The organism is Microbacterium sp. NPDC078814, assembly GCF_040702645.1.
Classification (GTDB): Bacteria; Actinomycetota; Actinomycetes; order Actinomycetales; family Microbacteriaceae; genus Microbacterium.
The window spans coordinates 271,013-297,037 of sequence record NZ_JBFBLT010000003.1 but is presented as its reverse complement, the minus strand read 5'-3'; the positions used below and the strand labels follow the sequence as shown (position 1 = coordinate 297,037).

31 protein-coding genes are annotated in these 26,025 nt (G+C 70.4%); 18 read left to right on the top strand and 13 right to left on the bottom strand.

Annotated features, from left to right (window positions below):
• Window positions 1-44 precede the first annotated feature (44 nt).
• Window positions 45-404, top strand: coding sequence for a hypothetical protein (locus AB0300_RS07665; RefSeq protein WP_338567007.1), 360 nt, complete (start codon window positions 45-47; stop codon window positions 402-404).
• Between the two features lies 1 nt (window position 405).
• On the opposite strand, the gene AB0300_RS07660 is transcribed toward AB0300_RS07665, so the two are convergent.
• The gene (locus AB0300_RS07660) at window positions 406-993 is read right to left on the bottom strand and encodes an Lrp/AsnC family transcriptional regulator (RefSeq protein WP_234024180.1); all 588 of its coding nucleotides are present in this window, start codon (window positions 991-993) and stop codon (window positions 406-408) included.
• Between the two features lie 151 nt (window positions 994-1,144).
• On the opposite strand from AB0300_RS07660, the gene AB0300_RS07655 reads away from it, so the two are divergent.
• The 5 genes from AB0300_RS07655 to AB0300_RS07635 are packed head-to-tail and all read left to right on the top strand — an operon-like array spanning window position 1,145 to window position 6,352.
• A complete protein-coding gene (locus AB0300_RS07655; protein ID WP_366215776.1) occupies window positions 1,145-2,728 on the top strand; it encodes an ABC transporter substrate-binding protein in 1,584 nt (527 codons plus the stop codon).
• A 10-nt stretch (window positions 2,729-2,738) separates the two neighbouring features.
• A complete protein-coding gene (locus AB0300_RS07650; protein ID WP_025102820.1) occupies window positions 2,739-3,800 on the top strand; it encodes an ABC transporter permease in 1,062 nt (353 codons plus the stop codon).
• A complete protein-coding gene (locus AB0300_RS07645) occupies window positions 3,797-4,708 on the top strand; it encodes an ABC transporter permease (protein WP_025102819.1) in 912 nt (303 codons plus the stop codon). The genes AB0300_RS07650 and AB0300_RS07645 overlap by 4 nt, the downstream gene beginning before the upstream one ends.
• The gene (locus tag AB0300_RS07640; protein ID WP_062765819.1) at window positions 4,705-5,520 is read left to right on the top strand and encodes an ABC transporter ATP-binding protein; all 816 of its coding nucleotides are present in this window, start codon (window positions 4,705-4,707) and stop codon (window positions 5,518-5,520) included. Before AB0300_RS07645 ends, AB0300_RS07640 begins: the two co-directional genes overlap by 4 nt.
• Window positions 5,513-6,352 carry an ATP-binding cassette domain-containing protein gene (locus AB0300_RS07635; protein WP_366215775.1) on the top strand — a complete coding sequence of 280 codons (840 nt, stop codon included), beginning with the start codon at window positions 5,513-5,515 and terminating at the stop codon, window positions 6,350-6,352. The genes AB0300_RS07640 and AB0300_RS07635 overlap by 8 nt, the downstream gene beginning before the upstream one ends.
• A gap of 59 nt (window positions 6,353-6,411) precedes the next feature.
• Here the strand turns inward: AB0300_RS07635 and AB0300_RS07630 are convergent, their stop codons facing one another.
• Window positions 6,412-7,116: a hypothetical protein gene (locus AB0300_RS07630; protein ID WP_051582178.1), complete on the bottom strand. Its 705-nt coding sequence runs from the start codon at window positions 7,114-7,116 to the stop codon at window positions 6,412-6,414.
• Between the two features lie 224 nt (window positions 7,117-7,340).
• Between AB0300_RS07630 and rpsF the strand changes: the two genes are divergently transcribed.
• From rpsF to AB0300_RS07600, 6 genes are all read left to right on the top strand, one after another.
• Entirely contained in the window at window positions 7,341-7,709 is a 369-nt protein-coding gene (gene rpsF, locus AB0300_RS07625; protein WP_021201450.1) for a 30S ribosomal protein S6, read from the top strand.
• Window positions 7,710-7,714: 5 nt separating this feature from the next.
• Window positions 7,715-8,218 carry a single-stranded DNA-binding protein gene (locus tag AB0300_RS07620; protein ID WP_025102815.1) on the top strand — a complete coding sequence of 168 codons (504 nt, stop codon included), beginning with the start codon at window positions 7,715-7,717 and terminating at the stop codon, window positions 8,216-8,218.
• A gap of 71 nt (window positions 8,219-8,289) precedes the next feature.
• Window positions 8,290-8,544 (top strand): 30S ribosomal protein S18, encoded by a 255-nt coding sequence (gene rpsR, locus AB0300_RS07615; protein WP_017203799.1) that lies wholly within the window; start codon window positions 8,290-8,292, stop codon window positions 8,542-8,544.
• Between the two features lie 11 nt (window positions 8,545-8,555).
• Window positions 8,556-9,008 carry a 50S ribosomal protein L9 gene (rplI, locus tag AB0300_RS07610; RefSeq protein ID WP_025102814.1) on the top strand — a complete coding sequence of 151 codons (453 nt, stop codon included), beginning with the start codon at window positions 8,556-8,558 and terminating at the stop codon, window positions 9,006-9,008.
• Between the two features lie 140 nt (window positions 9,009-9,148).
• Window positions 9,149-11,284 (top strand): CapA family protein, encoded by a 2,136-nt coding sequence (locus tag AB0300_RS07605; protein ID WP_161973053.1) that lies wholly within the window; start codon window positions 9,149-9,151, stop codon window positions 11,282-11,284.
• A gap of 16 nt (window positions 11,285-11,300) precedes the next feature.
• Window positions 11,301-11,666 carry a cupin domain-containing protein gene (locus AB0300_RS07600; RefSeq protein WP_071329808.1) on the top strand — a complete coding sequence of 122 codons (366 nt, stop codon included), beginning with the start codon at window positions 11,301-11,303 and terminating at the stop codon, window positions 11,664-11,666.
• A 206-nt stretch (window positions 11,667-11,872) separates the two neighbouring features.
• Here AB0300_RS07600 and AB0300_RS07595 read toward each other — a convergent pair whose 3' ends face one another.
• Both AB0300_RS07595 and AB0300_RS07590 read right to left on the bottom strand, forming a co-directional pair.
• Entirely contained in the window at window positions 11,873-13,570 is a 1,698-nt protein-coding gene (locus AB0300_RS07595) for a hypothetical protein (RefSeq protein WP_366215774.1), read from the bottom strand.
• A gap of 102 nt (window positions 13,571-13,672) precedes the next feature.
• A complete protein-coding gene (locus AB0300_RS07590) occupies window positions 13,673-14,737 on the bottom strand; it encodes a hypothetical protein (protein ID WP_366215773.1) in 1,065 nt (354 codons plus the stop codon).
• Window positions 14,738-15,253: 516 nt separating this feature from the next.
• Between AB0300_RS07590 and dnaB the strand changes: the two genes are divergently transcribed.
• Window positions 15,254-16,627, top strand: coding sequence for a replicative DNA helicase (dnaB, locus tag AB0300_RS07585; RefSeq protein ID WP_025102810.1), 1,374 nt, complete (start codon window positions 15,254-15,256; stop codon window positions 16,625-16,627).
• A 9-nt stretch (window positions 16,628-16,636) separates the two neighbouring features.
• Here dnaB and AB0300_RS07580 read toward each other — a convergent pair whose 3' ends face one another.
• Window positions 16,637-17,269, bottom strand: coding sequence for a winged helix-turn-helix transcriptional regulator (locus AB0300_RS07580; protein ID WP_366215772.1), 633 nt, complete (start codon window positions 17,267-17,269; stop codon window positions 16,637-16,639).
• A 91-nt stretch (window positions 17,270-17,360) separates the two neighbouring features.
• Here AB0300_RS07580 and AB0300_RS07575 point away from each other — a divergent pair, with 91 nt between their 5' ends.
• Window positions 17,361-17,837 carry a hypothetical protein gene (locus tag AB0300_RS07575; RefSeq protein ID WP_249521450.1) on the top strand — a complete coding sequence of 159 codons (477 nt, stop codon included), beginning with the start codon at window positions 17,361-17,363 and terminating at the stop codon, window positions 17,835-17,837.
• Here AB0300_RS07575 and AB0300_RS07570 read toward each other — a convergent pair.
• Window positions 17,834-18,439 carry a TetR/AcrR family transcriptional regulator gene (locus AB0300_RS07570; RefSeq protein WP_366215771.1) on the bottom strand — a complete coding sequence of 202 codons (606 nt, stop codon included), beginning with the start codon at window positions 18,437-18,439 and terminating at the stop codon, window positions 17,834-17,836. The two genes, AB0300_RS07575 and AB0300_RS07570, sit on opposite strands and share 4 nt — an antisense overlap.
• Window positions 18,440-18,471: 32 nt before the next feature.
• On the opposite strand from AB0300_RS07570, the gene AB0300_RS07565 reads away from it, so the two are divergent.
• Window positions 18,472-19,464 (top strand): DMT family transporter, encoded by a 993-nt coding sequence (locus tag AB0300_RS07565; protein WP_366215770.1) that lies wholly within the window; start codon window positions 18,472-18,474, stop codon window positions 19,462-19,464.
• Here AB0300_RS07565 and AB0300_RS07560 read toward each other — a convergent pair.
• From AB0300_RS07560 to AB0300_RS07535, 6 genes are all read right to left on the bottom strand, one after another.
• Window positions 19,404-19,631 carry an RNA-binding S4 domain-containing protein gene (locus AB0300_RS07560; RefSeq protein ID WP_025102805.1) on the bottom strand — a complete coding sequence of 76 codons (228 nt, stop codon included), beginning with the start codon at window positions 19,629-19,631 and terminating at the stop codon, window positions 19,404-19,406. The genes AB0300_RS07565 and AB0300_RS07560 overlap by 61 nt on opposite strands.
• A gap of 28 nt (window positions 19,632-19,659) precedes the next feature.
• Window positions 19,660-20,538 (bottom strand): hypothetical protein, encoded by an 879-nt coding sequence (locus AB0300_RS07555; protein ID WP_366215769.1) that lies wholly within the window; start codon window positions 20,536-20,538, stop codon window positions 19,660-19,662.
• A gap of 169 nt (window positions 20,539-20,707) precedes the next feature.
• Window positions 20,708-22,033: a HAMP domain-containing sensor histidine kinase gene (locus AB0300_RS07550; RefSeq protein WP_366215768.1), complete on the bottom strand. Its 1,326-nt coding sequence runs from the start codon at window positions 22,031-22,033 to the stop codon at window positions 20,708-20,710.
• On the bottom strand, window positions 22,026-22,703 hold the full coding sequence (locus tag AB0300_RS07545) for a response regulator transcription factor (protein ID WP_025102802.1): 678 nt from the start codon (window positions 22,701-22,703) through the stop codon (window positions 22,026-22,028). Before AB0300_RS07545 ends, AB0300_RS07550 begins: the two co-directional genes overlap by 8 nt.
• Before the next feature lie 118 nt (window positions 22,704-22,821).
• On the bottom strand, window positions 22,822-23,355 hold the full coding sequence (locus AB0300_RS07540; protein ID WP_366215767.1) for a putative immunity protein: 534 nt from the start codon (window positions 23,353-23,355) through the stop codon (window positions 22,822-22,824).
• A 5-nt stretch (window positions 23,356-23,360) separates the two neighbouring features.
• Window positions 23,361-23,813, bottom strand: a complete 453-nt coding sequence (locus AB0300_RS07535) for a DUF6194 family protein (protein WP_366215766.1) — start codon at window positions 23,811-23,813, stop codon at window positions 23,361-23,363.
• 67 nt (window positions 23,814-23,880) lie between these two features.
• Here AB0300_RS07535 and AB0300_RS07530 point away from each other — a divergent pair, with 67 nt between their 5' ends.
• Window positions 23,881-24,681 (top strand): MerR family transcriptional regulator, encoded by an 801-nt coding sequence (locus AB0300_RS07530; RefSeq protein ID WP_366215765.1) that lies wholly within the window; start codon window positions 23,881-23,883, stop codon window positions 24,679-24,681.
• Here the strand turns inward: AB0300_RS07530 and AB0300_RS07525 are convergent.
• Entirely contained in the window at window positions 24,614-25,363 is a 750-nt protein-coding gene (locus tag AB0300_RS07525; protein ID WP_366215764.1) for a DeoR/GlpR family DNA-binding transcription regulator, read from the bottom strand. The two genes, AB0300_RS07530 and AB0300_RS07525, sit on opposite strands and share 68 nt — an antisense overlap.
• 54 nt (window positions 25,364-25,417) lie before the next feature.
• On the opposite strand from AB0300_RS07525, the gene AB0300_RS07520 reads away from it, so the two are divergent.
• Together AB0300_RS07520 and AB0300_RS07515 are read left to right on the top strand one after the other, a co-directional pair.
• The gene (locus AB0300_RS07520; protein ID WP_366215763.1) at window positions 25,418-25,783 is read left to right on the top strand and encodes a DUF4406 domain-containing protein; all 366 of its coding nucleotides are present in this window, start codon (window positions 25,418-25,420) and stop codon (window positions 25,781-25,783) included.
• A 9-nt stretch (window positions 25,784-25,792) separates the two neighbouring features.
• Entirely contained in the window at window positions 25,793-25,969 is a 177-nt protein-coding gene (locus AB0300_RS07515) for a hypothetical protein (RefSeq protein WP_025102796.1), read from the top strand.
• Window positions 25,970-26,025: the final 56 nt, after the last annotated feature.

Below are 26,025 nucleotides of genomic sequence, written 5' to 3'. Positions count from 1 at the left end.
TCCGACGACGCGAGCCGCGGCCGTCGATCCCCCATAATCGAGGGGTGACTGCCACCGCCACCCTCCCCTCCCTCGACGGCCGACGCTTCCGCATGGTCTCGTCCACGACCTCCTCCGTCGACCCCGACGCGCCCAGCGTCTTCGAGTACTTCGAACGCGACGGCGCGATCTGGGGCGGCTACGAGGGCGACACGGTCACCTTCGGGAAGTTCGTCGGCACGCGCACCGGCGACACGATCTGGGTCTCGTTCGTCCATGTGCTCAAGGCCGACGGCACCGTGGTCACCGGCGATGGCGAGAGCGAGCTGGAGCTCACCGACGACGGCCGCATCCGGCTGGTGGAGCACTACGAGATGCACGGCCTCCCGCAGCTCAGTGTCGTCGAGGAGATCCCGGCCGCCTGACTCAGCGCGGCGGGAGCGCATCCCGCCCCGGCGAGGCCGGCGTCCATCGCGTCATCCCGAGCGGCACCTCGGTCTGCCGCTCCGGCAGGTCTCCGGGAAGCAGGTAGGGCCGCCGGATGACCTCGTCGAGCACGACGACGCTGACCACCGTCCGCACCTCGGGAAGCTGCGCGATGACCCCCGTCGAGAACTCGTGCACACCGCTCACGTCGACCGCGCGGATGAGCAGCATCGCGTCGTGCTCCCCCGTCGTGATCGCGCACCACTCCACGTCCGGCATCTCGATGATCCGCTCCCGGAACGAGGCCCAGGCCTGCGGCATCACGGTCACGAAGACGAGGGCTCCGATCGACAGCCCGGCCTTCGCCTGATCCACGCGTGCGCTGAATCCGGTGATGACGCCGTCGTGTACGAGCGACTCGACCCGCGTGTACGCGCTGGCGCGCGAGATGCCCACCTTCTCGGCCAGCGCGGCGATCGAGACGCGACCGTTATCGCGCAGCACATCGAGGATTCTGTACGCCGTCTCATCCAAAGGGGCGGCACTTCGTCCAGATTGCTTCGACGGATCCGCGTCCTTGCTGGACATATTGCTCCTCACATCCGAGGTTCTCGACAATGCGTGCCTGTGTGACGCGCACTTGCTGGACACATCGTCGCATATGATGCGAATCTGATCCCCGGTCGTCCACATCGGTGGCGACCGGACCCGAATGTACTCCTCGCCCTTGGAGGCCCTGATGTCGTCACGCCGTATCACGCCGGTCATCGCGCTCGGAGCCGTCGCGCTCCTGGCGCTCGCAGGTTGCTCGGGAGGGAACTCGGCGAACACCTCCGAGTCGTCCCAGGGCTCCGACTCCCTCGTCATCGACACCGCGTTCTCGATCGAGACGGCCGACCCGGGTCACACGTACGACCCGACCGGCAACATGATCGCGAAGGCGCTGTACGAGACCCTCGTCGACTTCGAGGGCTCCGACGTCTCCACTCCGGTCCCGGGCCTCGCGTCGTGGGAGCAGAACGACGAGGCGACCGAGTTCACGTTCACGCTCGAGGGCGACCGCGTGTTCTCCGACGGCTCGCCCATCGAGGCGAAGGACGTCGTGTTCTCGCTGCAGCGCATCCAGGGGATGGAAGACGCCAAGCCGAACTTCCTGCTCGGCGGCCTCACGATCGAGGAGGTCGACGACAAGACCATCCGGTTCACCTCGGAGACCCCGCTCCTGCAGCTCCCCGCGATCCTCGCGAACCCGGCGCTCGGCATCGTCAACGCCGACGTCGTGATGGAGAACGGCGGAAGCACCGACGGCTCCGACAGCGCCCAGGGCTTCCTCGACGGCGAGTCCGCCGGATCCGGCCCGTTCGTGCTGGACACGCTCGACCTCAGCTCGCAGGTCGTGCTCACGCGCAACGAGGAGTACAACGGCGACGAGGAGTCGGCATACAGCCGCGTCGTCGTGCGCAACGTCTCGGAGAGCGCGACGCAGCTCGCCAACCTCAAGGGCGGCGACTCGATGGTCGCGATGGATCTCAACGGCGACCAGGTCGCCGGTCTCGGCGATGACATCAGCGTCGACTCGGTCCCGTCCGGCCAGACCATCTTCCTGCTGCTCAACCAGGGCGAAGCCGGCGGTGACCTCGCGAACGTGAAGATCGCGGAGGCCATCCGCTACGCGCTCGACTACGACGCGCTGCTCGAGCTCGCCGGCGCCGGTGCCGTCCAGGCGACCGGCGTCATCCCGCCCGGGTTCGAGGGTGCCCTCGACAGCGGCGTGAAGCAGGACCTCGACAAGGCGAAGGCCGCGCTGGAGGAGGCCGGGTACACCGGTCAGACCCTCAAGCTCCAGTTCCCGAACGACTACCCGGTCGGCGGCGTGGAGTTCACCCCGCTCGCGGAGCGCATCCAGGCGCAGCTCGAGGACGCCGGCATCGCCGTCGACCTGGCTCCGGCACCGTTCGCGACCGAGCTCGACGCGTACGTCAACGGCACCGAGGGCTTCGGTCTGTGGTTCTGGGGTCCGGACTACGCCGACTCGGCGAACTTCCTCCCCTTCGCCCCGGGTCTGAAGGTCGGTCTCCGCGCCGGCTGGGCGGCCGAGGCCAACCCGGAGATCGCGGGCATCGCCGCCGGTGCGGCCGCCGCGACCGACGCCGAGCAGCGCACCGAGGCCTTCACCGAGTTCGCCGAGGCCATGCAGGCCGAGGGCCCGTTCGTGCCGCTGATCGTCCCCGGTCGCAACATCTCCTCCGCCTCCAGCGTGTCCGGCGCCGTGTACAACTCCGTGTGGGAGATGGACATCGCCGAGATCCAGCCGGCCGGCTGAGCGGATCGCCATGACGACAGTGGCCGTGCAGAGGCAGGCGCAGCGGCGCCGCTCGCCTCTCGTCGGATACCTGCTGCGGCGGGCCGGGACCTCTCTGCTCCTGTTGGTGGGCGTGACGATCGTCACGTTCGCGCTCACCAACCTGGTGCCGGGAGACCCGGTCTCGGCCGCGCTCGGTGAGGGCGCGTCGCAGAACCCCGCGACGCGCGAGGCGTTCATCAAGGCGAACGGACTCGACCAGCCACTGTTCGTGCAGTACTTCATCTATATGGGGAACCTGCTCCGCGGGGACCTCGGCACGTCGCTGGTGACCGGACGCCCGGTCACCAGCGACCTCGCCACCGCGGTGCCCGCGACGATCGAGATCGCGATCGGCGCGATCATCGTCAGCCTCGCGGTCAGCATCGTGCTCGGTACCCTGGCCGCCTACCGCCGCGGCCTCGTCACCGACCAGGTGATCCGCGTCGTCACGCTCGTCGGGCTCAGCGTCCCGACCTTCTGGCTCGCTCTGGTCAGCTTCTACGTGTTCTTCCTGGAGCTGCGGATCGCCCCGGGTTCCGGACGCATCTCGCCGTCGATCACCCCGCCGCCGCGCGTGACCGGGCTCTACACGGTCGACTACCTGCTCAACGGCGACGCGGTGGGCTTCTTCGACGCCCTCGCGCACCTCGCGCTTCCGGTCATGGTGCTCTCGCTCGTGACCATCGGGCTGCTCACCCGCTTCATCCGCACGTCGGTGCTCGAGGTCCTCGGCAGCGACTACGTGCGCGCGGCCCGGGCCAAGGGCCTGCCGGCGATGCGCGTCATCATCGACTATGTGCTCCGGGGCGCCTCGCTGCCGATCCTCACCGTGGTGGGTGTCGCGTTCGGGGCCCTGCTCTCCGGAACCGTGCTCGTCGAGTCGGTGTTCGCCTGGCCGGGACTGGGAACGTACGCCTACAACTCCGCCGCCAACCTCGACCTGCCCGGCATCATGGGCGTCGGTCTCGTGGTCGGCGTCATCTACCTCCTCATCAACTTCATCGTGGACCTGCTCTACGGCGTGCTCGACCCGAGAGTGAGGATCGCATGAGCCGCATCGCCGCAGCGACCCCCGCCGGACGCTTCCGCTTCCGCTGGCCGCGTGCCTGGCGCACTCCGCTCGGCATCATCGGCACCGTCATCGCCGGTGCGTGGATCATCGTCGCCTTCACCGCGCAGTGGTGGGTGCCCTACCCGCCGAACGCGCAGGTGCTGCCGCGCCTGCAGCCGCCGGGCATCGACACGATCCTCGGTACCGACGGCAACGGCCGCGACATCTTCTCCCGGTTGATGACCGGCGCGACGGTGAGTCTGCCGCTCGCGCTCATGCTCGTGATCGCCGCCCTCATCATCGGTACCCTCGTCGGTGCGGTCGCCGGGTACTTCGGGCGCGCGGTCGACGAGACGCTCATGCGCATCACCGACCTCTTCATGGCCTTCCCGACCGTGATCCTCGCCATGGTGGTCGCGGCCTCGCTCGGCCCCTCGCTGTTCAACGCCGTCATCGCCGCGATCGTGGTCTCGTGGCCGCAGTACGCCCGCGTCACCCGCAGCATCGTGCTCGGTCTCCGCGGGCAGAACTATGTGATCGCCGGGCGCCTGCTCGGCCACTCGCCGCTGCGCACGCTCTTCGTCGACATCCTGCCGAACATCGCCGGCCCGGTCCTCGTGCTCGCGACGCTCGACATCGGCGCGGCGATCCTGCTCCTCTCAGGGCTCTCCTTCCTCGGTCTCGGTGCGCAGCCGCCGACGGCGGAGTGGGGGTCGATGATCTCCGGGGCGATGCAGAACTTCGACGCCTGGTGGCTCGGAGTCTTCCCCGGACTCGCGATCCTCACCGTGGTGCTCGCGTTCAACTTCCTCGGCGACGCGATGCGCGACGTGCTCGACCCGACCGCCGAGATCACACACGAGAAGCAGGCGGAGCACACCGCCTCCGCGACGGGGGTGCCCGCATGACCGCGCAGAGCACGGCGACGCTGAGCATCCGCGACCTCACGATCGACATCGGCCGTCCGCTGGTGAAGGGCGTGTCCCTGGAGCTCGAACCCGGGCGCATCCACGGCCTCGCGGGGGAGTCGGGCTCCGGCAAGACGCTCACCTCCCTGGCGGTGCTCGGCCTCCTGCCGCGACAGGCGAAGACCGGCGGCTCGATCCTGCTCGCGGGGGAGGAGCTCGTCGGTCGCAACCGCCGGGGGCTCAACCGCGTCCGCGGGAAGCGCATCGCGATGGTCTTCCAGGACCCGTCGGCCTCGCTGCACCCGCAGCTGCCGGTCGGCCGTCAGCTCACCGACCACATGCGCGTCCACCTCGGACTCAAGGGCGCCGCTGCGCGCGAGCGGGCGGTCGAGCTGCTCCAGACGGTGCAGGTGCCGAACCCGGCCGAGGCCCTGAAGCGGTATCCCCATCAGTTCTCCGGCGGACAGCGGCAGCGCATCGCGATCGCGTGCGCCCTCGCGTGCGACCCGGAGGTGCTGCTCGCGGACGAGCCGACGACCGCCCTCGACGTGACGGTGCAGGCCGGCATCCTGAAGCTCCTGCGCGACCTCGCGATCGAGCGGAACCTCGCCGTGCTGCTCGTGACCCACGACCTGGGCGTGATGAGCGCGATCGCGGATACGGTCGCCGTCATGAAGGACGGCCGCATCGTCGAGCTCGCCGATCGGGAGACGCTCTTCCGCGCTCCGCAGCACGAGTACACCCGCATGCTGCTCGCGGCCCTGCCGGGGTCGCGCATCGACGAGAGCCCCGAGGAGGCCGCGGATGAGTGAGGTCAGCGTCCTCGACGCCCGCGACGTGGTGGTGCGGTACCCGGGCACCCCGCCCGTGATCGCGGTCAACGGCGTCTCGCTGAGTGTCGCGGCGGGAGAGACGGTCGCCCTCGTGGGCGAGTCCGGCAGCGGCAAGTCGAGCCTGGCCCGCGCCGTCGTCGGCATCGAGAAGACCGCCGCCGGGACTGTGGCGTTCCGCGGCGCCCCCGTCGCGCCGCTGGGGATCCGTCGTCGTGACACGGCGCTCACCGGCATCCAGATGGTCTTCCAGGACCCGGCGACCTCGCTGAACCCGCGCCGGCGGATCGGCGACCAGATCTCCGACGGCATCGCGACCGCCCGTGCGCGCGGTGCCGCCGGTTCCACCGTGGAGGAGTGGCTGGAGCGGGTGGGACTGCCCGCCGAGGTGCGCACCCGCTTCCCGCATCAGTTCTCCGGCGGACAGAAGCAGCGCATCGCGATCGCCCGGGCCCTCGCCGCGCGGCCCTCGCTGCTCGTGGCCGACGAGCCCATCTCCGCCCTCGACGCGTCCACGCAGACGAGCGTCGCGGGACTCATGCGCGATCTGGTGGCCGAGTCCGGCGCGGGGATGCTCTTCATCTCCCACGACCTCGCCGTCGTGCGCCGCATCGCCGACCGCACGTTCGTCATGTTCGGCGGGAGGGTGCTCGAATCGGGGCCGACCGACGAGCTCTGGGCGGCGCCGCGGCACCCCTACACGCAGGCGCTGCTCGCCGCGATCCCGGAGCCCGACGGCACCGGCCGGATCCCCGATGCCCCCTCCGCCGACGACCGCGCGGTCTGGGCCGAGGTGCCTCCCGTCGCCTACTGACGCCGAATACGGCGAAGGGCCGGAGCGTGCGCTCCGGCCCTTCCGTGTGTCTCGTCCGATCAGAGCGGCGCGACGATGTCCTGCTTCACGTCCCACTCGGTGATCTCGAGGGCGACGTCGACCGACTGTCCCTGGACGGTCGCGGAGCTGGTCGAGGCGAGGTTGACGTAGTCCTCGGTGACCTCGAACACGACCTCGACCGGCGTGCCCGCCTGCTCGACGGTGCCGCTGACGAGGTAGACCTTCTGGCCGAGGCGCTCGCCCGTGCCGGTCACGGTGAAGTCACCCGTGATGGCCTTCGCCGTCTCGGCGGGGTCCATCGCGGTGACGTCCTTCGCGGTGGTGCTGAGGCCGGCGATGATGGGGTCGCTCGACGACGGGTCGGCGGCCTGCCAGTCGCTCGACGGCGACTTCACCCAGACGTCGTCGCCGATCGCGACGATCGAGCCCATCGGCGAGAGCGACTCCAGCGCCTTCTCGGACGGGTTGAAGCGCGTGGTGGACTCCATGCCCATCACGACGGTCTTGGCGGCGTAGCCGGCGGTGTCGGTCATGGCCTCGGCGATGCAGGCGCCGAGCGCGGAGCCGTCGACGGTGGCACCGTCGGCGAGTTCGGGGCAGTCGCTGGACGGCGCTTCGGCCTCCTGCGATGCGGCACCGCTCGGCTTCGACTCGGCCGGCTTCTCCGAGGCTCCCGCCGAACATCCGGTGAGCATGACGGCGGCGGCCAGCACGACGCCGACCCCCCACTTGTTGACGCGCATGGCGCCCCCCTCCAGGTCCGTGCCGATGACCGTCACCAGGCACGCCCTCCAGCATGCCAAGGTCGGGCGGGAAGTGCGGGAGGCAGCTCCGAGGAAACTCCGCTAGACTGTCGAGGTTGTCTGCCTTCCGGCGTCCACTCGGTCGCCTGGGGCGGGCACGTGCACACACCCTCCTGCTCCCGGGAAAGTCCCGAGAGCCGTTCTAGTCCGAAGGAGGTGGGTAAGTGACGCACCAGTACGAACTCATGGTCATTCTGACCCCCGAGATCGACGAGCGCCAGGTCGCCCCGACGCTCGACAAGTTCCTGAAGGTCATCACCAACGATGGTGGCTCTATCGAGAACGTCGACATCTGGGGCAAGCGCCGTCTCGCCTACGAGATCCAGAAGAAGACCGAGGGCATCTACGCCGTCGTCAACTTCACCGCGACCAGCGCCGCCACGCAGGAGCTCGACCGTCAGCTCAAGCTGAACGAGCAGATCATGCGCACCAAGGTGCTCCGCGCCGAAGAGGCTCAGGCGATGATCGCTTCCGAGGCCAAGCGCTCCGAAGAGAAGGCTGCCCGCAAGGCCGCCAAGGCTGCGAAGGCCTAAGTCTCATGGCCGGCGAAACCGTCATCACCGTGGTGGGCAACCTCACCGCCGACCCCGAGCTGCGCTACACGCAGAACGGGCTGCCGGTGGCGAACTTCACCATCGCATCGACGCCTCGCAACTTCGACCGTGCCGCGAACGAGTGGAAGGACGGCGAAGCGCTGTTCCTCCGCGCCTCGGTGTGGCGTGAGTTCGCCGAGCACGTGGCGGGCTCGCTCACCAAGGGCATGCGCGTGATCGCGCAGGGTCGTCTGCGCCAGCGTTCCTACCAGGACCGTGAGGGCAACCAGCGCACCGCGATCGAGCTGGAGGTCGACGAGATCGGCCCCTCGCTGCGGTACGCGACCGCGCAGGTCACCCGTGCGGCCTCGGGCGGTGGCGGCGGGGGACAGTCCCGTCCCGCGCAGCAGCAGCAGGTGTCGGAGGAGCCGTGGTCCACGCCCGGCTCGTCGACCAGCGCCGATGCCTGGAGCACTCCGGGCAGCTTCGGCGACGACACCCCCTTCTGAAAACACTTCTTCACGGGTGGGTCCCTGAGCTTGTCGAAGGGCCGCACCCCGCTCATCACTAAGGAAAAGCAATGGCTGGAAAGTCGAGCGGCGACCGCCGCAAGCCGCGGAAGGGCGCGAAGAACGCCGCTCCCGCGAAGTCCATCCGGGTCGGCGTCATCGATTACAAGGATGTCGCCACCCTCCGCAAGTTCGTCTCGGAGCGCGGCAAGATCCGCGCCCGTCGCATCACCGGTGTGTCGGTGCAGGAGCAGCGTCTGATCGCCACCGCGATCAAGAACGCGCGCGAGATGGCGCTCCTGCCCTACGCTGGCGCCGGCCGGTAAGGGGTACTGAGATGGCAAAGCTGATTCTCACGAACGAGGTCGCCGGGCTGGGTAGCGCCGGTGACGTGGTCGAGGTCAAGAACGGGTACGCCCGCAACTACCTCATCCCCCAGGGCTTCGCTACGGCGTGGACCCGTGGTGGCGAAAAGCAGGTCGCGTCGATCCAGGCCGCGCGTCAGGCACGCGCGATCCACGACCGCGACGAGGCTGTGGCCCTGAAGAACACCCTCGAGGGCACCAAGGTGCGTCTCGCGGTGAAGGCCGGCAAGGAAGGCCGTCTGTTCGGCTCGGTGAAGACCGCCGACGTCGCAGAGGCCGTCACGGCTGCGGGCCTCGGCTCGATCGACAAGCGCAAGGTGCACATCCCCTCGCCCATCAAGGCGACTGGTGAGCACGAGGCGACCGTGCGTCTGCACGAGGACGTCACTGCCGTCATCACGCTGCAGGTCGTCGCCGCCAAGTAAGGCACCCGACGGGCGCACGCCTGTCGAACGGAACGCCCCCTGTCCTCCGGGACAGGGGGCGTTCTGCATCGGGACGAGGTGAGGATCAGGCGACATTTCTCATACGCCGACGCAACATGCTGTGCTGTTGGCTCTATTCCATGGTGACACCACCCCCCTTCCCGACATCCAGAGCGCCCTGGGGCGATGCCGCGAAGGGGCTGCTGATCGTCCTCGTGGTGTTCTGGCACGTCGTGCTGAAGACCTACCTGCAGGTCGACTGGCGGCTCGGCATCCCCCTCCCCGGAGCCTGGGGTCTCGCGAGCGACCTCATCTGGCCGTTCCTCATGCCGTTGTTCCTGTTCCTGTCCGGGTACTTCGCCTCCGCGGCGCTGGCCCGACCGTGGGCCGTCGTGTTCCGTCCCCGCGTCGTCCGCTTCCTCTACCTGTATCTGCTGTGGAGCCTCATCCACGCCGCCGCGATGTGGGCATTCCCGGACTTCCCGACGTTCGTGCCGCGGAGCGTCTCCGCGTTCGTGGAGGGGGTGACGATCAGCCCGCCGAACACCTGGTACCTCTACGCGCTCGCGCTGTACTTCGTCGTCGCGAAGGGCCTGCACCGACTGCCGCGCGGCGTCCTGCTGGTGGGTGCCGGCATGCTCTCGGTGGCGGTGGCCGCCGGACTGGTCGACGTGGTGAGCAACCGCGGATCGCTCCTCTACAACCTCTTCTTCTTCCTCGGAGGTGCATACCTCGCGCCGCGCATCCGTCGCTTCACCGCTCGACCGCGACCCGCACTCGCCGGGGCCCTGATCCTCGGGTACCTCGCCGCCTACGCCGTCATGCGCGTGACGGGCACGGAGACCGTTCCCGGGGTGTGGCCGACCGTGTCCGTCCTCGGGGTGGCGATGGGAATCGCGGTCGCCCCGATCCTCGCGGGCCTCCCTCTGGTCGGGCGGGGTCTGCAGGCGCTCGGCGTCCGCACCCTGCCGATCTACCTCCTGCACATGCCGCTGCTCGCGCTCGCCGACGCCGCGCTCGTGGGAGTGCTGTCCGACGCGGGGCAGGCGGTGCAGCTGATCGCGGCCCTCCTGCTCCCGATCGTGCTCACGGTGGGTCTCGTCGCCGCGTGCATCGGCCTCGATCGGCTCACCGCTCGCGACGGACTCGCCTGGCTGTGGGATCTGCCTCGTCGGCGGGCCGCGGTCGACGGCGCGCCACGCAGAGTCCCCTGGCGGACCCCGGTCGCGGTGCTGGCACTGCTGGGGGTCGGCCTCGCCGTCACCGCGGCAGCGGCGATCCCCGCTCGGCCTTCCGCGATCATCGACCGCGCCGCCACCAGCGAGGGAGAAGTCAGCATCGGCGCCGTGGGCGACATCCTGCTGTACGACGCGTCGCGCGGAATCCCGGCGGATCGCGGGCGATCGACCTTCGACGAGGTACGCCCCTGGTTCACCGAGGACCTCGTCACCGGCAATCTGGAGCAGGTGATCGCGGCGGACACCGGCGTCGACAAGTGCGGCGGGAGCGACCACTGCCTCGCGTTCCGCAGCGAGCCGGATGCCGCTGCGGCGCTGCGCGGCTTCGACGTGCTCAATCAGGCGAACAACCACAGTCACGACTTCGGCCGGAAGGGCGTCGACGAGACGAGGGCCGTTCTGCGCGCGGAGGGCATGGACGCCGTCGGGGACCGGAACGAGGTCGTCGTGACGAGGGTGGGGGAGACCACCGTGGCCCTGGTCGGCTTCGCGCCCTATGGGGGATTCAACCGGGTCACCGACCTGCGTCACGTCGGTCAGGTCGTGCGTGCGGCGGCGGAGCAGGCCGACCTCGTCGTCGTCCACGCGCACATGGGCGCCGAGGGACCGGAGGCCGACGCGGTCACCGGGGGGACCGAGCTCAGCTTCGGGGAGAACCGGGGAGATCCGCAGGCGTTCGCGCACGCGGCCGTCGACGCCGGGGCCGATCTGGTGGTCGGGCACGGCCCGCACGTCGTCCGGGGTGCGGAGTTCTACCGCGGCCGCCTCATCGCGTACAGTCTGGGCAACTTCGCGGGAGGGGGCGTCTTCGGGGCCGAGGAGGAGACGCGCTTCGGCGCCTACCTGTCGGTCCGTCTCCGTGCCGACGGAACGTTTCTCGGCGGACAGGTCCGCTCGATCCGCTTGGCGGCCGACGGCGGCGCCCCGGAGCCCGATCCGACCGGTCGGGCCGGCGCCCTGATGGACGAGCGCGGCCGGCGGGACTTCCCGGGCAGTGCTGTCGTCGTCGACGCCGACGGGTCGATCGTCCTGCCGTGAGGATAGGCTGCTGGCCATGACGGACGACGTTCGCAATGTGCACGAGGCCCTGTCCACCATCCACGAGCACTGGCAGCCGCACCGGCTGACGAGCGTCAACGACTACGACGTCAAGGTCGTGAAGCTGCAGGGCGAATTCGTCTGGCACACGCATCCCGAGACCGACGAGCTGTTCTTCGTGGTGAGCGGACGCCTGACGATCCAGCTCCGCGACCGCGACGTCGTCCTGAACCCGAACGACGTGTTCGTGGTGCCCCGGGGCGTCGAGCACTGCCCGAAAGCCGAGGAAGAGGTGCACGCGATCCTCTTCGAGCCGAAGGGCACGGTCAACACCGGAGACGCAGGCGGCGACATGACGGCGGAGCTCCAGGAGCTCGGCTAAGCCCCCGCATCGCGTCCCGTGCGTCCGCAGAACGGGCACACGGATGCCCCGCGGTGGGGGGACCACGGGGCATCCGCCGTTTGCGCGGCGGTCACGCTCGGCAGAGGAAGCGCAGCGAGGGCTGCACCGCACGTGCGGACGCTGCCGCGCACCGGCGGGGGCGAGTCTCCTCCCCCGAGGACATCGCCGCCGCCGGGGCTCAGCGCCTACGCCGTGCGACGGCGCAGCAGGCCCGCACCTCCCAGCAGCAGGAGAGCGGCGAGGGCCCACAGCCACGCGGCCGAGGCGCCACCGGTCATCGCGAGGCCGGTGGCCTCACCCGTCGCGGCGGCACCCGCAGCCCAGGGCATGCTGGTCATGCCGGCTCCGGTGCTCGGCGTCGTTCCCGGGTTCACTCCGGGGTCGGTGCCGGGGTTGGTGCCGGGGTCCGTGCCGGGGTCGGTGCCGGGGTTGGTGCCGGGATCAGTGCCCGGATCCGTGCCCGGGTCCGTTCCGGGGTTCGTGCCGGGATCGGTCACCGTGCTTTCGCCGACGACGGAGATCGCGTTCCCGCCGATCGTGATGGGAAGCGTCACGGGGAGCTCCAGCTGAGTCCCGCCGAGGATGCTGTCGTCGCCGCCGGTGGTGCTGCCTCCGGTCGCGGGTGCGGTCGGGGACGTGGTGCCGCCGGTGGTGCCGGTGACGGTGGCGTCGTCGGTGACGGAGATGGCGTTGCCGGTGACGCCGATGGGGGCGGTCACGGGTGCGACCACCTGGGTGCCGCCGAGGGTGCTGTCGTCGCCCCCGGTGGTGCTGCCTCCGGCCGCGGGTGCGGTCGGGGCCGCGGTGCCGCTGGAGGTGCCGGAGGCCTCGCTGTCGCCGAGGAGCGAGATGGCGTTGCCGCCGACGCTGACCGGGGCCGTCACCGGGGCGACGACCTGGGTGCCGCTCGCGGTGCCGTCCTCGCCCGAGGTGCTTGACCCGGTCGCGGGTGCGGTCGGGGTCGCAGTGCCGCCGGTGGTGCCGGAGGCCTCGCTGTCGCCGAGGAGCGAGATGGCGTTGCCGCCGACGGTGACAGGCGCCGTCACGGGTGCCACGGCCTGCGTGCCCCCGAGGATGCTGTCCTCACCGCCGGTGGTGCTGCCGCTGGCCGCGGGTCCGGTCGGGGCCGCGGTGCCGCCGGAGGTGCCGGAGGCCTCGCTGTCGCCGAGGAGCGAGATGGCGTTGCCGCCGACGGTGACCGGGGCCGTCACCGGGGCGACGACCTGGGTGCCGCTCGCGGTGCCGTCCTCGCCCGAGGTGCTCGACCCGGTCGCCGGGGCAGGCGCCGGTGCTGCGGCGCCCTCTCCCTCGGCGGCCGACTCGGAGTCACCGAGCAGCGAGATGGCGTTGTCGGACACGGTCACCGGGGCGTTGACCGCCACGAGAGCCTGGGTGCCCGAGAGCACACCATCCAGGCCGTCCGTGTCGAGGGAAAGCACCCCGGCCGCGTCAGGGGCCTGGGGAGCCGCGCTCTGGGGAGGAGCGGCGGCCGGGGTGCTGGTCGTGGAGTCTTCGGTGAGACTGATGGCGTTGTCCGTCACCGTGACGGGAAGGTTCACGGTCACCACGGCTTGGGTGCCGGATGCCGTGCCCTCCTCGCCGCTCGTCTGCGGAGCGGGGGCGGGAGCCGGGGCAGGGGCTGGTGCCGGTGCCGGTGCCGGAGCGGGGGCCGGGGCAGGCGCCGTGGATGCCGCGTCGCCGAGCACGGAGATCGCGTTGTCGACGACCGTGATCGGGGCGGTGATGGGCGCTACGGCCTGGGTGCCGGAGAGCAAGCCGTCGTCTCCGGATGTCTCGGCCGCATTGGCGGCCGTCGCGCCGAGCAGGGTGATCCCGCCGGCGATGAGCGTGCCCCAGAGGACGCGCTTCGCGTAGGTACGCATGATGGTTCTCCTGACGTGACTGGTCTGTCTGATGGGATGCACGCGAGGAAGTGCGCGCGCAGCACGGCATCTGTCATCCGGGTGGGATGACGTGACAGTCCGTCAGTCGGGAGAGACGTCGGTGTCGGCGACGGGGGCGCCCGGCAGGGCGTCGTCCCGTGCGCCGGCGGCCCGCTCCCCAGCACGGAGCGGGGTCGCGCCGATCTCGCTGAGGCGAGCGGGGGCGCTGGTGGAACCTCCGGCCGAGGTGGCGGAGGAAGAGGCGGGGGCGGCCGGAGCGGCCGGAGGAGCACCGAGCGGCACCGGAGCAGCGTCACCGGCGCCGACGTCCGAGGAGTGGGGCGCGGAGACCGGGCCTGCAAAGGAAGCCACGGTACGGAGCGCAGAGTGCTGGCCCGTGCTCGGGGAGGCCGACGGCGCGGGCGCAGGCTCGGGAAGCGCGGCGATCTCGTCGCGCGCCGTGGTCACACCCGCGGGGACGGAGCCCTCCGGGGTCTGCGGTGCGGCCGGCTCGTGTGGCGTGAGCACCTCGACGACCGGCGGAACGGTCTCCTCGACGACGCCGCCGATCAGGCCGGTCGTGCCATCGACGACGCCGACGACGTTCTCGACCAGGTCGATGGCGCCGGAGTCGACGACGATTCCGCCGACCAGCGGAAGGCCGCCGACGAGGTCGAGTACGGGCGCCGTGATCTGTGAGACCGGTGCAGAGCCGAGCGCGTCGGTCACGGGCTCGACGACCGTCTCGGTGGTCTCGGCGACCGCCTCGAGCACCGGGGCCGCGGTGTCTCCGACGACCGGGACCTGCGTCACCGTCTCGGTCACCGTCTCGACGACGGCGGGAGCGGCCTCCTGCACGGGAGCGACGGTGTGGGTCACGACCGGAGCCACGACCTCGTGCACCACGGGCGCGACGACCTCCTGGACCACCGGAGTCGCCACCTGGTTCACCACCGGAGCCACGACGTCGTTCACGACCGGCTTCGTCACGGCGGTGACGGTCTCGGATACGACCGAGGTGAGGCTGTCGAGCGGACCCTTCGGCTGCTCGTCCGCGTGCGCGGAGCCGCCGCCGGTGAGGACGGTCAGGGCTGCCCAGGCGAGCGCGCCGATTCCACCCCAGAGGACGGCGTGGGGTACGCCGCGTCGGGTGGTCCGAGCGTCCACGTCGTCCTCCCCCTCCGAAGGTCCACGGGTGTGTCGATGGGAGGCAGAATACTCGCGGACCCCCTGTCTGTCCAGGGGCGTTTACATCCGATTCTTCTCGTGTCAGATCGTGACGCGCCCGGCGGATTTCCGGCTTGACTTTCCCCAGGTTCTACACATGCCCCCTCCGGAGGGGAAACCTTCAACGCGCAATTTAAACTCGTTTTCATCCACAGGGTGGGGAAACGATGAAACCCCGGTCAGGGCGATAAAAAAAGTTCGGCGTTCACACCGTCCACCGGGTTATCCACACCTGTTCTGCACAGACACTCCGAGATTGTCCGCACGCTGTCCACATGGTTATCCACAGGCCGTGTTGCACCGTGTGGAGACCGCTCATAGCGTGGTCGAGCGACCGAATGTCGGGGGCACCTGCTTGTCTGGGGATGGCCGCCGCGCGGCCGCGGTCCCCCGCACCGGCATCCGCGGATGCGCGCGCGGGGCCCGCCTCAGAACCGTCGCATCGAAGGGAACACAGTGTCGATCGCCGACATCTCCGAGGAGCGCCTGGGAGGGCAGCGTCCGCCCGAGCGCACCCCTCCGCACGACCTCCTCGCCGAGCAGAGCGCCCTGGGTGGCATGCTCCTGTCGAAGGACGCCGTCGCCGATGTGATCGAGACGCTCAAGGGTGCCGACTTCTACATTCCCAAGCACGAGCTCATCTTCGAGGCGATCCTCTCGCTCTACTCCCACGGCGAGCCGACCGACGTCGTCGCGGTCACCGACGAGCTGATCAAGACCGGTGAGCTGAACAAGGCCGGCGGCGCCGACTACCTGCACACGCTCACGTCGATCGTCCCGACCGCGGCCAACGCCGGCTACTACGCCGGCATCGTCTCCGAGCGCGCGATCCTCCGCCGCCTCGTCGATGCCGGGACGCGCATCGTCCAGCTCGGCTACGACGGCCAGGGCGACGCGACCGACATCGTCAACAACGCGCAGGCCGAGATCTACTCGGTGACCGGCTCGGAGACGGCCGAGGACTACGTGCCGCTCACGGTCGCCGTCGACGCCGCGGTCGAGGAGATCGAGGCGGCCAACGGCCGCGACGGCTCCATGACCGGCATCCCCACCGGCTTCCGCGAGCTCGACGAGCTCACCAACGGCCTGCACGGCGGGCAGATGATCGTCGTCGCCGCGCGACCCGCGATGGGAAAGTCCACGCTCGCCCTCGACTTCGCCCGTGCGGCCTCGATCGGGCACGACTTCCCCTCGATCTTCTTCTCCCTCGAGATGGGCAAGAGCGAGATCGCGATGCGTCTGCTCAGCGCCGAGGGGGCGATCCCGCTGCAGAACATGCGCAAGGGAACGCTCGACCCGCGGGACTGGACGACGGTCGCCGCCACCCGCGGCCGCATCAACGACGCCCCGCTCTACATCGACGACAGCCCGAACATGACGCTCGTCGAGATCCGGGCGAAGTGCCGACGGCTGAAGCAGCGGGCCGGTCTGCGCATGGTCATCATCGACTACCTCCAGCTCATGACGTCGGGTAAGCGCGTCGAGTCCCGTCAGCAGGAGGTCTCGGAGTTCTCCCGAAGCCTCAAGCTCATCGCCAAGGAGCTGCAGGTCCCGGTCATCGCACTGTCGCAGCTGAACCGTGGTCCCGAGCAGCGCCAGGACAAGAAGCCCGCCATCAGCGACCTGCGAGAGTCCGGATCGATCGAGCAGGACGCCGACATGGTCATCCTGCTGCACCGCGACTCGGTCTACGACAAGGACGTCCGTCCCGGCGAGGCCGACCTCATCGTGGCCAAGCACCGTAACGGTCCGACCGCGACCATCACCGTCGCCTTCCAGGGGCACTACTCCCGGTTCGCCGACATGGCGCCGGGCGGCGACTTCAACTGATCCCCGGCGTCAGCTTCCTGCGTCGGACGCCGACTCCTCGCGGAGGCTGAGCCGGACGTGGCAGGAGTGCGCGCTCGTGAACGGGATCACGCGTTCGATCTCCACGGGTCCGCCGGCTCTCGCCAGCACCGACTTCATGAGCTCCTCGTGCACCCGGCAGACCACGGTCTGGTCATCGGTCAGCAGCGTGTGGAAGCGGCAGGGGGAGAGGTCGACGGTCATCGCCTTCTCGTCGATGTCGGGCTGCAGGCCCACGTCGTCGAGGTGATGGAACAGTGCGTCGAGCTGATGCGTCGCGGCCTCCGGGAGCGCGGATCGCGTCGCCGGGAGCACCGCGCGCATGAGGTCGCCGTGGCGGATCGCCTCCTGGACCCGCCGTTCCTCGATCTCATTGGGCTCACTCGGCAGCACGGGGGAGAAGCGGAGGCGCGGTCTTCCGCGCCGACCGGTGTGCTCCACCTCGGACCGGGCGAGACCCTCACCCTCGAGCACGCGGAGGTGGTCGCGCAGGGTGTTCACGTGGAGGCCCATGCGGAGGGAGAGCTCGGCGAGGCCGATTCCCGGAGTGTCCATCAAGGCGGCGAGAACCCGCAGCCGGCTGCTCTGCATGAGTCCGCGGTAGGCGTCGGTAGGACGTGGCATGTTACCCATTATCCCCTGAGCGCAGAGCGAGGGGCCGATTTCCACGGTCACCCGCCGCCGGGGGTGCGGATCGCCCGGTTAGCCTGAGGCCATGACGGGTGGACGCACGGTGACGGCGCTGCGCCTGCTGCTGCCCGCTTTCCTGCTCGGGGCGATCATCGCGATCTCGTTCCTGGAGGCACCGCTGAAGTTCCTGGCTCCCGGAATCACGATCCCGCTGGGTCTCGGCATCGGTCGCCTCGTGTTCACCGCCCTCAACGTCCTCGCGGGAGCGGTGCTCCTCGTGTTGACGGCGGTCAGCGTCCGTGCCCGTGCCGGGCGTTCCTCGGCTCTGCTGCTCGGCGGGCTCTGGCTGGTGTTCCTCGTCGAGGTCATCGTCATCCGCCCGATCCTCAATCGGCGCAGCGACCTCGTCATCGCAAGGCAGGAGGCTCCGGGAACCGACGGCGCGCACTACGCCTACATCGTCGCGGACGTGACGATGGTGGTGCTGCTCGTGGCGTTCCTCGTGGTCACGGTGCGCGCGGTGCTGCCGCCGCGCGCGTCCTCACCGACGACCGGCGTCTAGGACGCGTCGGACGCCGCGGATTCCAGCAGTCGGCGCGCGCTGTCCCGAGCCGTCGCGAACGGCTCCGCGAACGTCCCCATGCCGACGGTGACGATCGCGCCTTCATAGAGGAGCATGAGCGTCTCGGCGAGCCGGTCCGGGTCGTGGAACCCGGCCTCACCGCAGAGCTCAGCGAAGACCGCGAGCAGCCACTCCTTCTCGCGACGAGCCTCGGCGAGCACCAGCGGGGCGTCCCCGGGGCCGTCGATCTCGGCGCGCGCGTTGATGGCGCTGCATCCCTTGGTGCTGTGGTCCGGCACCCAGGAGATGGCGGCATCGAAGATCGCGAGCACGCGGGCGTGCCCCGGCTCCGGGACCCGTGCGAGGTGAGCGGCGACGTGATCCCGCCAGCGGGCGTCCCGGTGCTGCAGGTAGGACACGACGAGCGCTTCCTTCGATCCGAAGCGGTCATACAGGGTCTTCTTCGTCACCCCGGCCGCACCGGCGATGGTGTCGACCCCGACGGCGTGGATGCCGCGTTCGTAGAAGAGGTCGGAGGCGGCGTCGAGCACGCGGCGCGCCCCGGGCGTCAGCGGCGGCAGCTCCGGCACGGTTGTCGACATGCAGAGAGTATACCAACCTGTATAGTGACGGGATGAGTAAACAGATCGGTATACTCTCCCGGGTCGTGACCGCGGGTGCGGCGGTGGCCTTCGTCCTCACGTGGAGCTCGGGATTCCTCATCCCCGCGGTCGCCACCGCGGACGTCGACCCGCTGACGCTCCTGGTCTGGCGGTTCACGCCGCTCGCCGTCCTGCTCGTGGTCCTCGCCGCGATGTCCGGAGCGACGAAGGGGATGACCGCGCGGGAACTCGGTGTCCAGGCGGTCATCGGCGCGCTCGCCCAGTTCGGCTACTGTGCTGCTGTGTACGCAGCCGTCGCGACGGGGATCGCCACCGGCACCGTCGCGCTGATCGACGCCGTCCAGCCGCTGCTCGTCGCCGTGCTGGTCGGGCCCGTGCTGGGCCTTCGTGTGCGCGGCGCCCAGGTGGCGGGACTGGTGATCGGGGCGGTGGGGGTGCTGCTCGTCGTGCAGTCGCAGTTCGGTGCCGGCTCCGCGCCGCTCGTCGCGTATCTGCTTCCGGCGGCGGCGATGGTCTGCCTCGTGATCGGCACCCTGGTGCAGCGGCGGACGGCCGTGCGTACGGGGGTGCTGCTGACCCTGACCATCCACGTGAGCGTGACCGCCGTGCTGCTCCTCGTCATCGCCGCGCTCGCCGGGGCACTCGTTCCGCCGGCGCGACCGTCGTTCTGGATCGCCGTGGTCCTGACCGCCGTCTTCCCCACGCTCGGCGCCTATGGCCTCTACTGGTGGCTACTGCGCCGGGTCGGCATCACCGCACTGCAGGCGCTGCTCTTCCTCGTCGCCCCGGCGACCGCGATCGGCGGGGCGATGCTGCTCGGCGAACCCCTCACGGCGATCACGCTCGGCGGGTTCGTGCTGTGCGGCGCCGGAGTGACCGCGGTGCTCGTGAGCGAGGCGCGGAACCGGGGCGCGGAGGTGGAGGGAGGCTCCGCGATGCAGGGTCAGGGCCGGACGCGGACCGCCCGGCCCTCGAAGGTCACCACATCGCCGTCGCGGAGCTGACGCCCGCGGCGCCGGTCCACCTCGCCGTTCACGGTGACGTAGCCGTCGATGATGACCTCTTTCGCGTCGCCGCCCGAGTCCAGCAGTCCCGCGAACTTGAGGAACTGGCCGAGGCGGATGACCTCGCCGCCGATGGAGACCTCGTCGATCGGATCGGAGTTCGTCATCCTTGCATGCTAGCCGTCAGGGCCGCGGTCACTCGTCGACGTCGGTGCCGACGACCGCGAACGAGGCGTCGAAGGAGATGTCGATCGAGCGGTTGTCCGTCGTGAGGACGGAGGCGTCGTAGGGGCTCACGTCGTCGGATTCCACATCGAGGTCGGTAATCATCCCCTCGGCCTCGGCGAGGGCGGCGTCGACGAGAGTGCGGATGGTCTCCTCGTCCAGCGTGAGAGTCGGTCCCTTGTCGTCGTCGTCTGCGGCGTCGGTCGACACCACGGTCGCGGTGAGGTCGTCGTCCACGCGCACCTCGGTCTCGTCCCCGGCGGACGTGGTCAGCTGCACTTCCCACGTTCCGTCGCGCTTCGCGTCGATCGAGGTGACCTCGCCCTCGGCGGCGTCCTGGGCGGCGGCGGCGATCGCGAGGAGCTCGTCGACGTCGTCGGTGCCGATGCCGGTGACAGGGCCGCGGTCGCCCCGGTCTCCGCTCGGGCGCGCATCCTCATCGCCGCGGTTGTCACCGCGCGGGCCGTGGTCGCCCTCGTGCCGGGGGCCCTCCATGGCGGGGCGGTCGTCGTCGTCGCCGAACTCGTCGCCGATCGCGGCACCCACCGCGACGCCTCCGCCGGCGAGCAGCACCGCGGCCGCGATCCCGCCGCCGATCAGGAGCGCGCGCTTGCGTCCGGGCGTGGCGGGGGTTGCGGCCGCCGGTGCCTCCGGGGCGGCGTTCGGGCCGGGGGTCGGTGCGACCGGGACCGTCGGGGCGTCGGCGGTGGTGCCGCGGCCGGCGGGGGAGTCCTGTCCGGCGTGCTGGTCCTGGCCCGCGCTCGGGACCGCGGGTGCCGCGTTCTGACCCGCGGTGTCGTTCTCGTCCGGCGTGGGGTTCTGGTCGGGAGCAGGAGTCTTGTCGTTCATGTCTCGATGGTCTCCCGACGCCGCTGAAGCCACCCTGAAGCCTCCTGAAGCCCCGTTCAGGAACCGATATCTCGGGCACGACTTCGGAGCTCGGGAACGACACGCCGCCGTGCGTCGGCTATGACCGGGGTGTCGTCGGGGATATCCGAAGCTGTGCCCGGGCGGTCGGTCAGGAGAGAGGGCCGGCCGAGGGGAGGGTGACGGTGAAGCGGGCGCCGCCCCACCGGGACGTGTCCACCGTGATCGCGCCGTGGGCGGCGGTGGCGATGCCGTGGGCGATCGCGAGACCGAGCCCGCTGCCTCCCGCGTCGCGACTGCGGGCCTCATCGAGCCGGACGAAGCGCTCGAAGATGCGGTCCCGCTCCTCCGGCGGGATGCCGGTGCCGTCGTCTTCGACCGTGAGCACGACTTGCTGCGGCTGCGGTTCCACCCCGATCGCCACCCGGCCGTTGCTGTGCCGCGCGGCGTTGTCGGCGAGGTTCCGCAGCAGCTGGCCGAGCAGCCGGGGGTCGCCGACGGTGCGGGCCGCACGGATGCCGGAGCCGTCGACGTCGAGCCCGGTGGCCCGCAGCCGACGCACCTCCGCGAGGGCCAGGTCGTCCAGGTCCACCGGTTCGGTGCTCCCGGTGACACCCTCGTCGAGGCGGGCGAGGAGCAGCAGCGACTCCACGATGCCCTGCAACCGCAGCCCCTCCTCGGACACCACCTCCGCGAGCTCGTCGATGCTGGTCACCTCCGGGTGCGCCTGGGCGAGCTCCGCGTGCTGACGGATCGTCGCCAGGGGGGAGCGGAGCTCGTGCGAAGCATCGGACACGAAGCGGCGCTGCGCGGTCGCCGCCGCGTCGAGCCGGTCGAGCATCCCGTTCATCGTCACGGCGAGGGAGTGGATCTCGTCCGCGGTGTCGGGAACGGGCACCCGGTGATCGAGGCGCTCGGCGGTGATGCCCTCGACCTCCTGACGGATGCGGGTGACAGGGCGCAGCGCGCGCCCCGTGACGAGCCAGGTCGTGACGGCCACGAGCAGCAGCAGCGCGGGGACGGCGATCACGAGCAGCGTCGCCACCGTCGACAGGGTCTCCGCATCCTCGTCCATCGGCACCGCGAGGACGAGGGTCTGGTCGCCCTCGACGTCTTCCGACACCACGACCATCGGCTCGCCGTCGATCCGGACGACTTGCGGATCGTCGTCCACGGGCAGCGGGGTGGCGCCGAGCGCATCGGCGGCCTCCTCGCTCGCCGCGCGCACCGCTCCGTCCCGCCCGAGCAGCTGCACGAGGTCGTCATCGAGCTGGTCCGGACCGCGGCGTCCCGGACCGTCGAGCCGGCTGACGAGCTCTTCCAGCCGCTGCTCCGCCGCGCGTTCGGTGCTGCCGTGGATGCTCGCGCTCAGCACCCCGTAGAAGGAGAAGGCTCCGAGGAGCAGCGCGACTGCGACGACGAGGGTGGCGCCCAGGGTCGTCCGGCCGCGGACCGACCGCCAGAGCCGCCTAGCCACCGTTCGCCGCCAGCCGATAGCCCGCGCCGCGGATGGTCTCGATCGCCTCGCGCCCGAACGGCTTGTCGACCTTGCGGCGGAGGTGGCCGATGTACACCTCGACGATGTTCGGGTCGCCGTCGAAGTCGTCGTCCCAGACGCCGGCCAGGAGGTCGCGCTTCGACAGCACCTGCCCGCGGTGGCGCATCAGATGCTCGAGCACCGCGAACTCGCGGGCCGTGAGGGAGATCGGGGTCTCGCCACGCCACACGTGGTGTCCGGCGGGGTCCAGCCGCAGGTCGCCGGCCTCCAGGATCGTCGGTCGTGCCACGGCACCGCGGCGCACGAGAGCCCGGAGCCGCGCCACGAGGATCGCAAACGAGAAGGGCTTGGTGACGTAGTCGTCGGCGCCGCTCTCCAGCGCCTCCACCTGATCCCACTCGCCGTCCTTGGCGGTGAGCATCAGCACGGGAGTCCAGTTCTCCTCGGCGCGCAGGGCCTCGCACACCTTCCACCCGCTCATGCCGGGCATCATCAGGTCGAGCACGATGGCGTCGTACCGGGTCTCGCGGGCCCGCCAGAGGCCGTCGATGCCGTTGTGGGCGACGTCGACCGCGAAGCCCTCCGCCTCGAGTCCGCGGCGCACGCCCTCGGCCAGACGCACCTCGTCGTCCACCACCAGGATCCGCATCCCCCCAGTGTGGCGCGTCGTCGCTGAATCGGGGCTGAAGCGGTCGGGCCGCTTCGAATCGCGCACCTGGTTCCATTCCGGGCTCAGATGCAGCCAGTTGCGCGATTCGAAGAGGGACTTACGACGAGAGGTGCGTCTGGATCTCGCGGATCACCACGCCGAGGGGGCCGGAGGAGAGGAGCCCGGGGCCGAGGGGGCCGGCGGGGTCGGTGCCCAGGGGCGGGAGGGGGCGCAGGGCTGCAGCGGCTTCGGGGGAGAGCTGCGCGAGTTGCCAGCGCACTTCGGCGGCACGGGAGTCGGGATCATCCGGGTGTGCCAGCTCGACAGCTCGCGCGGCGTAGGCGGCTGCCCCGAGAGCATGCGCTCCCATGTGCGCGACCCCGGCGGCCTGAGCCGCGGAGCGGGCGGCCGCGGTGCCGGCAGGGGTCACGGCACCTCGGGCGGCCCTGCCGGCGACGAAGCGACGACGGATCTCGCCCGCAGCCGTCAGCTCGCCCCGCGCGAAGGCGCGCGTCCTGGCGATGGCATCGCGCGCACGGTCGTCGTCCGGGGCCTCGCTCTCGAACAGCGGCAGCACGCGCGCAGCGCAGTCGGCCGCCCACACCGCGACGATCCGGCGGTCGGCCTCGGTCATGCCCTGCGGAGTCGACACGGGACTCACCTCGCCCGTCGTCCGGTGCGCGCCCGTGCCGCCTCGTGCGCCTCGCGGAGAAGAGTGAGCACGGTACCCGCCGTCGCCTCTGCGGGGTCGATCACGCATACCCAGCCGGCGTCGCCGTACAGGGGGTGAGGGCGGAAGACGTCGACCGCCGTCGGGTCGGTGTCGCCGAGCGTGAGAGACGCCGCCGCGATGATCGACTCCGCGCGCTCGCGTCCGACGTGGATGTTCACCCGGAAGCGCCCTGGAGCATCCAGCGCGGAGGACGTGTCGTCGGGATAGTCCTTGGTGATGATCGTCCCGTACGGCTGCGTGCGCTCCGGCATCCGGCCGTCGGGCGCGTGGTAGAAGTACGCGTCTCCCCATGACAGTTCGGGGAAGTCGCTGCCCGCCTCCGGGGCGACGACGAGCGCGCCGTCGAACGAGTGGACCTCTGCGATGATCTCCTGCATCTCCATCCTTCAATGCTGAGGCTGACGTGCTTATGTGGACTCAAGGACCGGAAAGACGAGGAAGCACGTGCACAACCCTCAAGAGCAGGTGATGACGACGGCGGCGCTCGGGCGGCTGGTCGACTACTCGACGCAGCAGGTGCGCGACCTCGAGCGCCTCGGTGTCCTCCCCGCCGCCGAGCGCGGTGCGAACGGGTACCGGCGGTATCGGACGTCGCATGCCCTGGCGCTGCGCGCCTATCGCGCGTTGGCGACGGCGCTCGGTCCGGTGCCCGCGCGTCGACTGATGCCCGCTCTCATCGGCGGATCGGTCGAGCATGCGGCGGAGCGGATCGATGACCTGCACGCGGATCTCGCCCTCGAACGCTCACGGGTGCGCGCGGCCCTGCGCGGACTCGAGGATGCGGTGGCGGAGGCCGACGATCCGTTCGTCGAGGATGATGCGATGGCCATCGGCGAACTCGCCCAGGCGCTCGGCGTCCGTTCCTCCGCACTGCGGCACTGGGAGCGAGAAGGGTTGGTGCGCCCCCTTCGTCGTGCGGGATCGGTCCGCTCCTATGACTCCCTCGCGATCACCGAGGCGCGGATCGCCGCCGCCCTGCGCTCGGGCGGCTACGGCATCCCCACCGTTTCGCGGATCATCGACGAGGTGCGCGCGCACGGTGACACCGAGCAGGTGCAGCGCATGCTCGCGGAGCGGCTGGCCGACCTCACGCGCCGCAGCGTCGCGCTTCTCGCGGCGGCAGGTCACCTGCACGCCCTGCTCGCGGAACGCCTCGCGGGAGAAGACGGATCGTCGCTCACGCCCGTCCCGGGATCTGCGCCAGGATCTCAGGGATCAGCGGATTCTCGTCGAGCGGGTCGGTGATGACCGCGGCGACCGCCTCGAACGGCAGCACCGGGTAGCGCGAAGCGGCGCCGATCTTCTCGTCGCTGGCCAGCACGACGGTCGCGGCGCATCGGGAGGCGATCGCCCGCTTGGTGACGGCATCATCGAGCTCGCCCGTCGTGAGGCCGTGTCGGGGGTCGACGCCCGTGACGCCGACGAAGAACACGTCGGCAGCGAGGTGCTGGATCGCCTCCATCGCGAGTCCTCCGCTGGCGACGAGGGAGTGCCGGGTGAGCTCGCCGCCGATCATGATCACGCGCGCATCCGAGTGCTCGGCGACGGCCAGCGCGACGGCAGGACTCGGGGTGATGACCGTGATGTCGGTGCCGGAGGGAAGCAGTCGCGCCATCGCGAGCGTGGTGGTGCCGGCATCCAGCACGATCGTCGATCCGGGGCGGATGGTCGTGACCGCCTGGCGGGCGACCCGCTCCTTGCTCTCGGTCGCCAGATCGTGGCGCTCCCGCACCGGGCGATCGGCCGCGGCGATGGGCAGCGCGCCGCCGTACACGCGCTGGAGCCTCCCCTCCTGAGCGAGTTCGCGGAGGTCGCGGCGGATGGCGTCCTCCGAGACTCCGAGGTCATCGGCCGCAGCCTTCGCCACGACCCGTCCCTCGCGGGCGAGCACGGCGAGCAGGTGGTCCTTGCGCTGAGCAGCGAGCATAAGTTTCCTCACGAAGTTGCACGTTTATGCACGATTCAGACTACAGTCGTCTCCATGATGAAGCCACTCCTGATCCTGATCGCGGGTCCCTACCGTTCCGGCACCGACGGCGACCCCGCCCTGATCGCTCGGAATCTGGCGCGCCTGGAGGAGGCGTCCGGTCCGATCTTCCGCCTCGGCCACGTGCCGATGATCGGGGAGTGGGTCGCGCTCCCGGTCCTCCGCACCCTCGAGCCCGCCGACTCCGGCGAGGGCGACGTCATGTACGAGACCGCCCGCCGACTGCTCCTGCACTGCGACGCGGTGCTCCGGCTGCCGGGGGAATCGTCGGGCGCGGACAAGGACGTCGAGATCGCCCACGAGCTCGGGCTGCCCGTCTACCGATCGCTCGACGAGATTCCCGCAGCGTCGACTCCGTAGGCTGGAGGCATGACCAAGAACATCTGGACCGTCCTCGGCGTCATCCTCGCCGTCGTGATCGCGTGGTGGATCGTCAGCGCGCTGTTCTCGGTGCTCTGGTTCATCGCGAAGCTCGCCATCGTCGCTGTCGTGGCCGTGGTGGTCTTCCTCGTGCTGCGGAGCCTCTTCACTCGCGACGCCGACTGACCTGCCTTCGAATCGCTCACTTTGCGGCAAAACGGCCGGTTTTGCAGCAAAGTGGG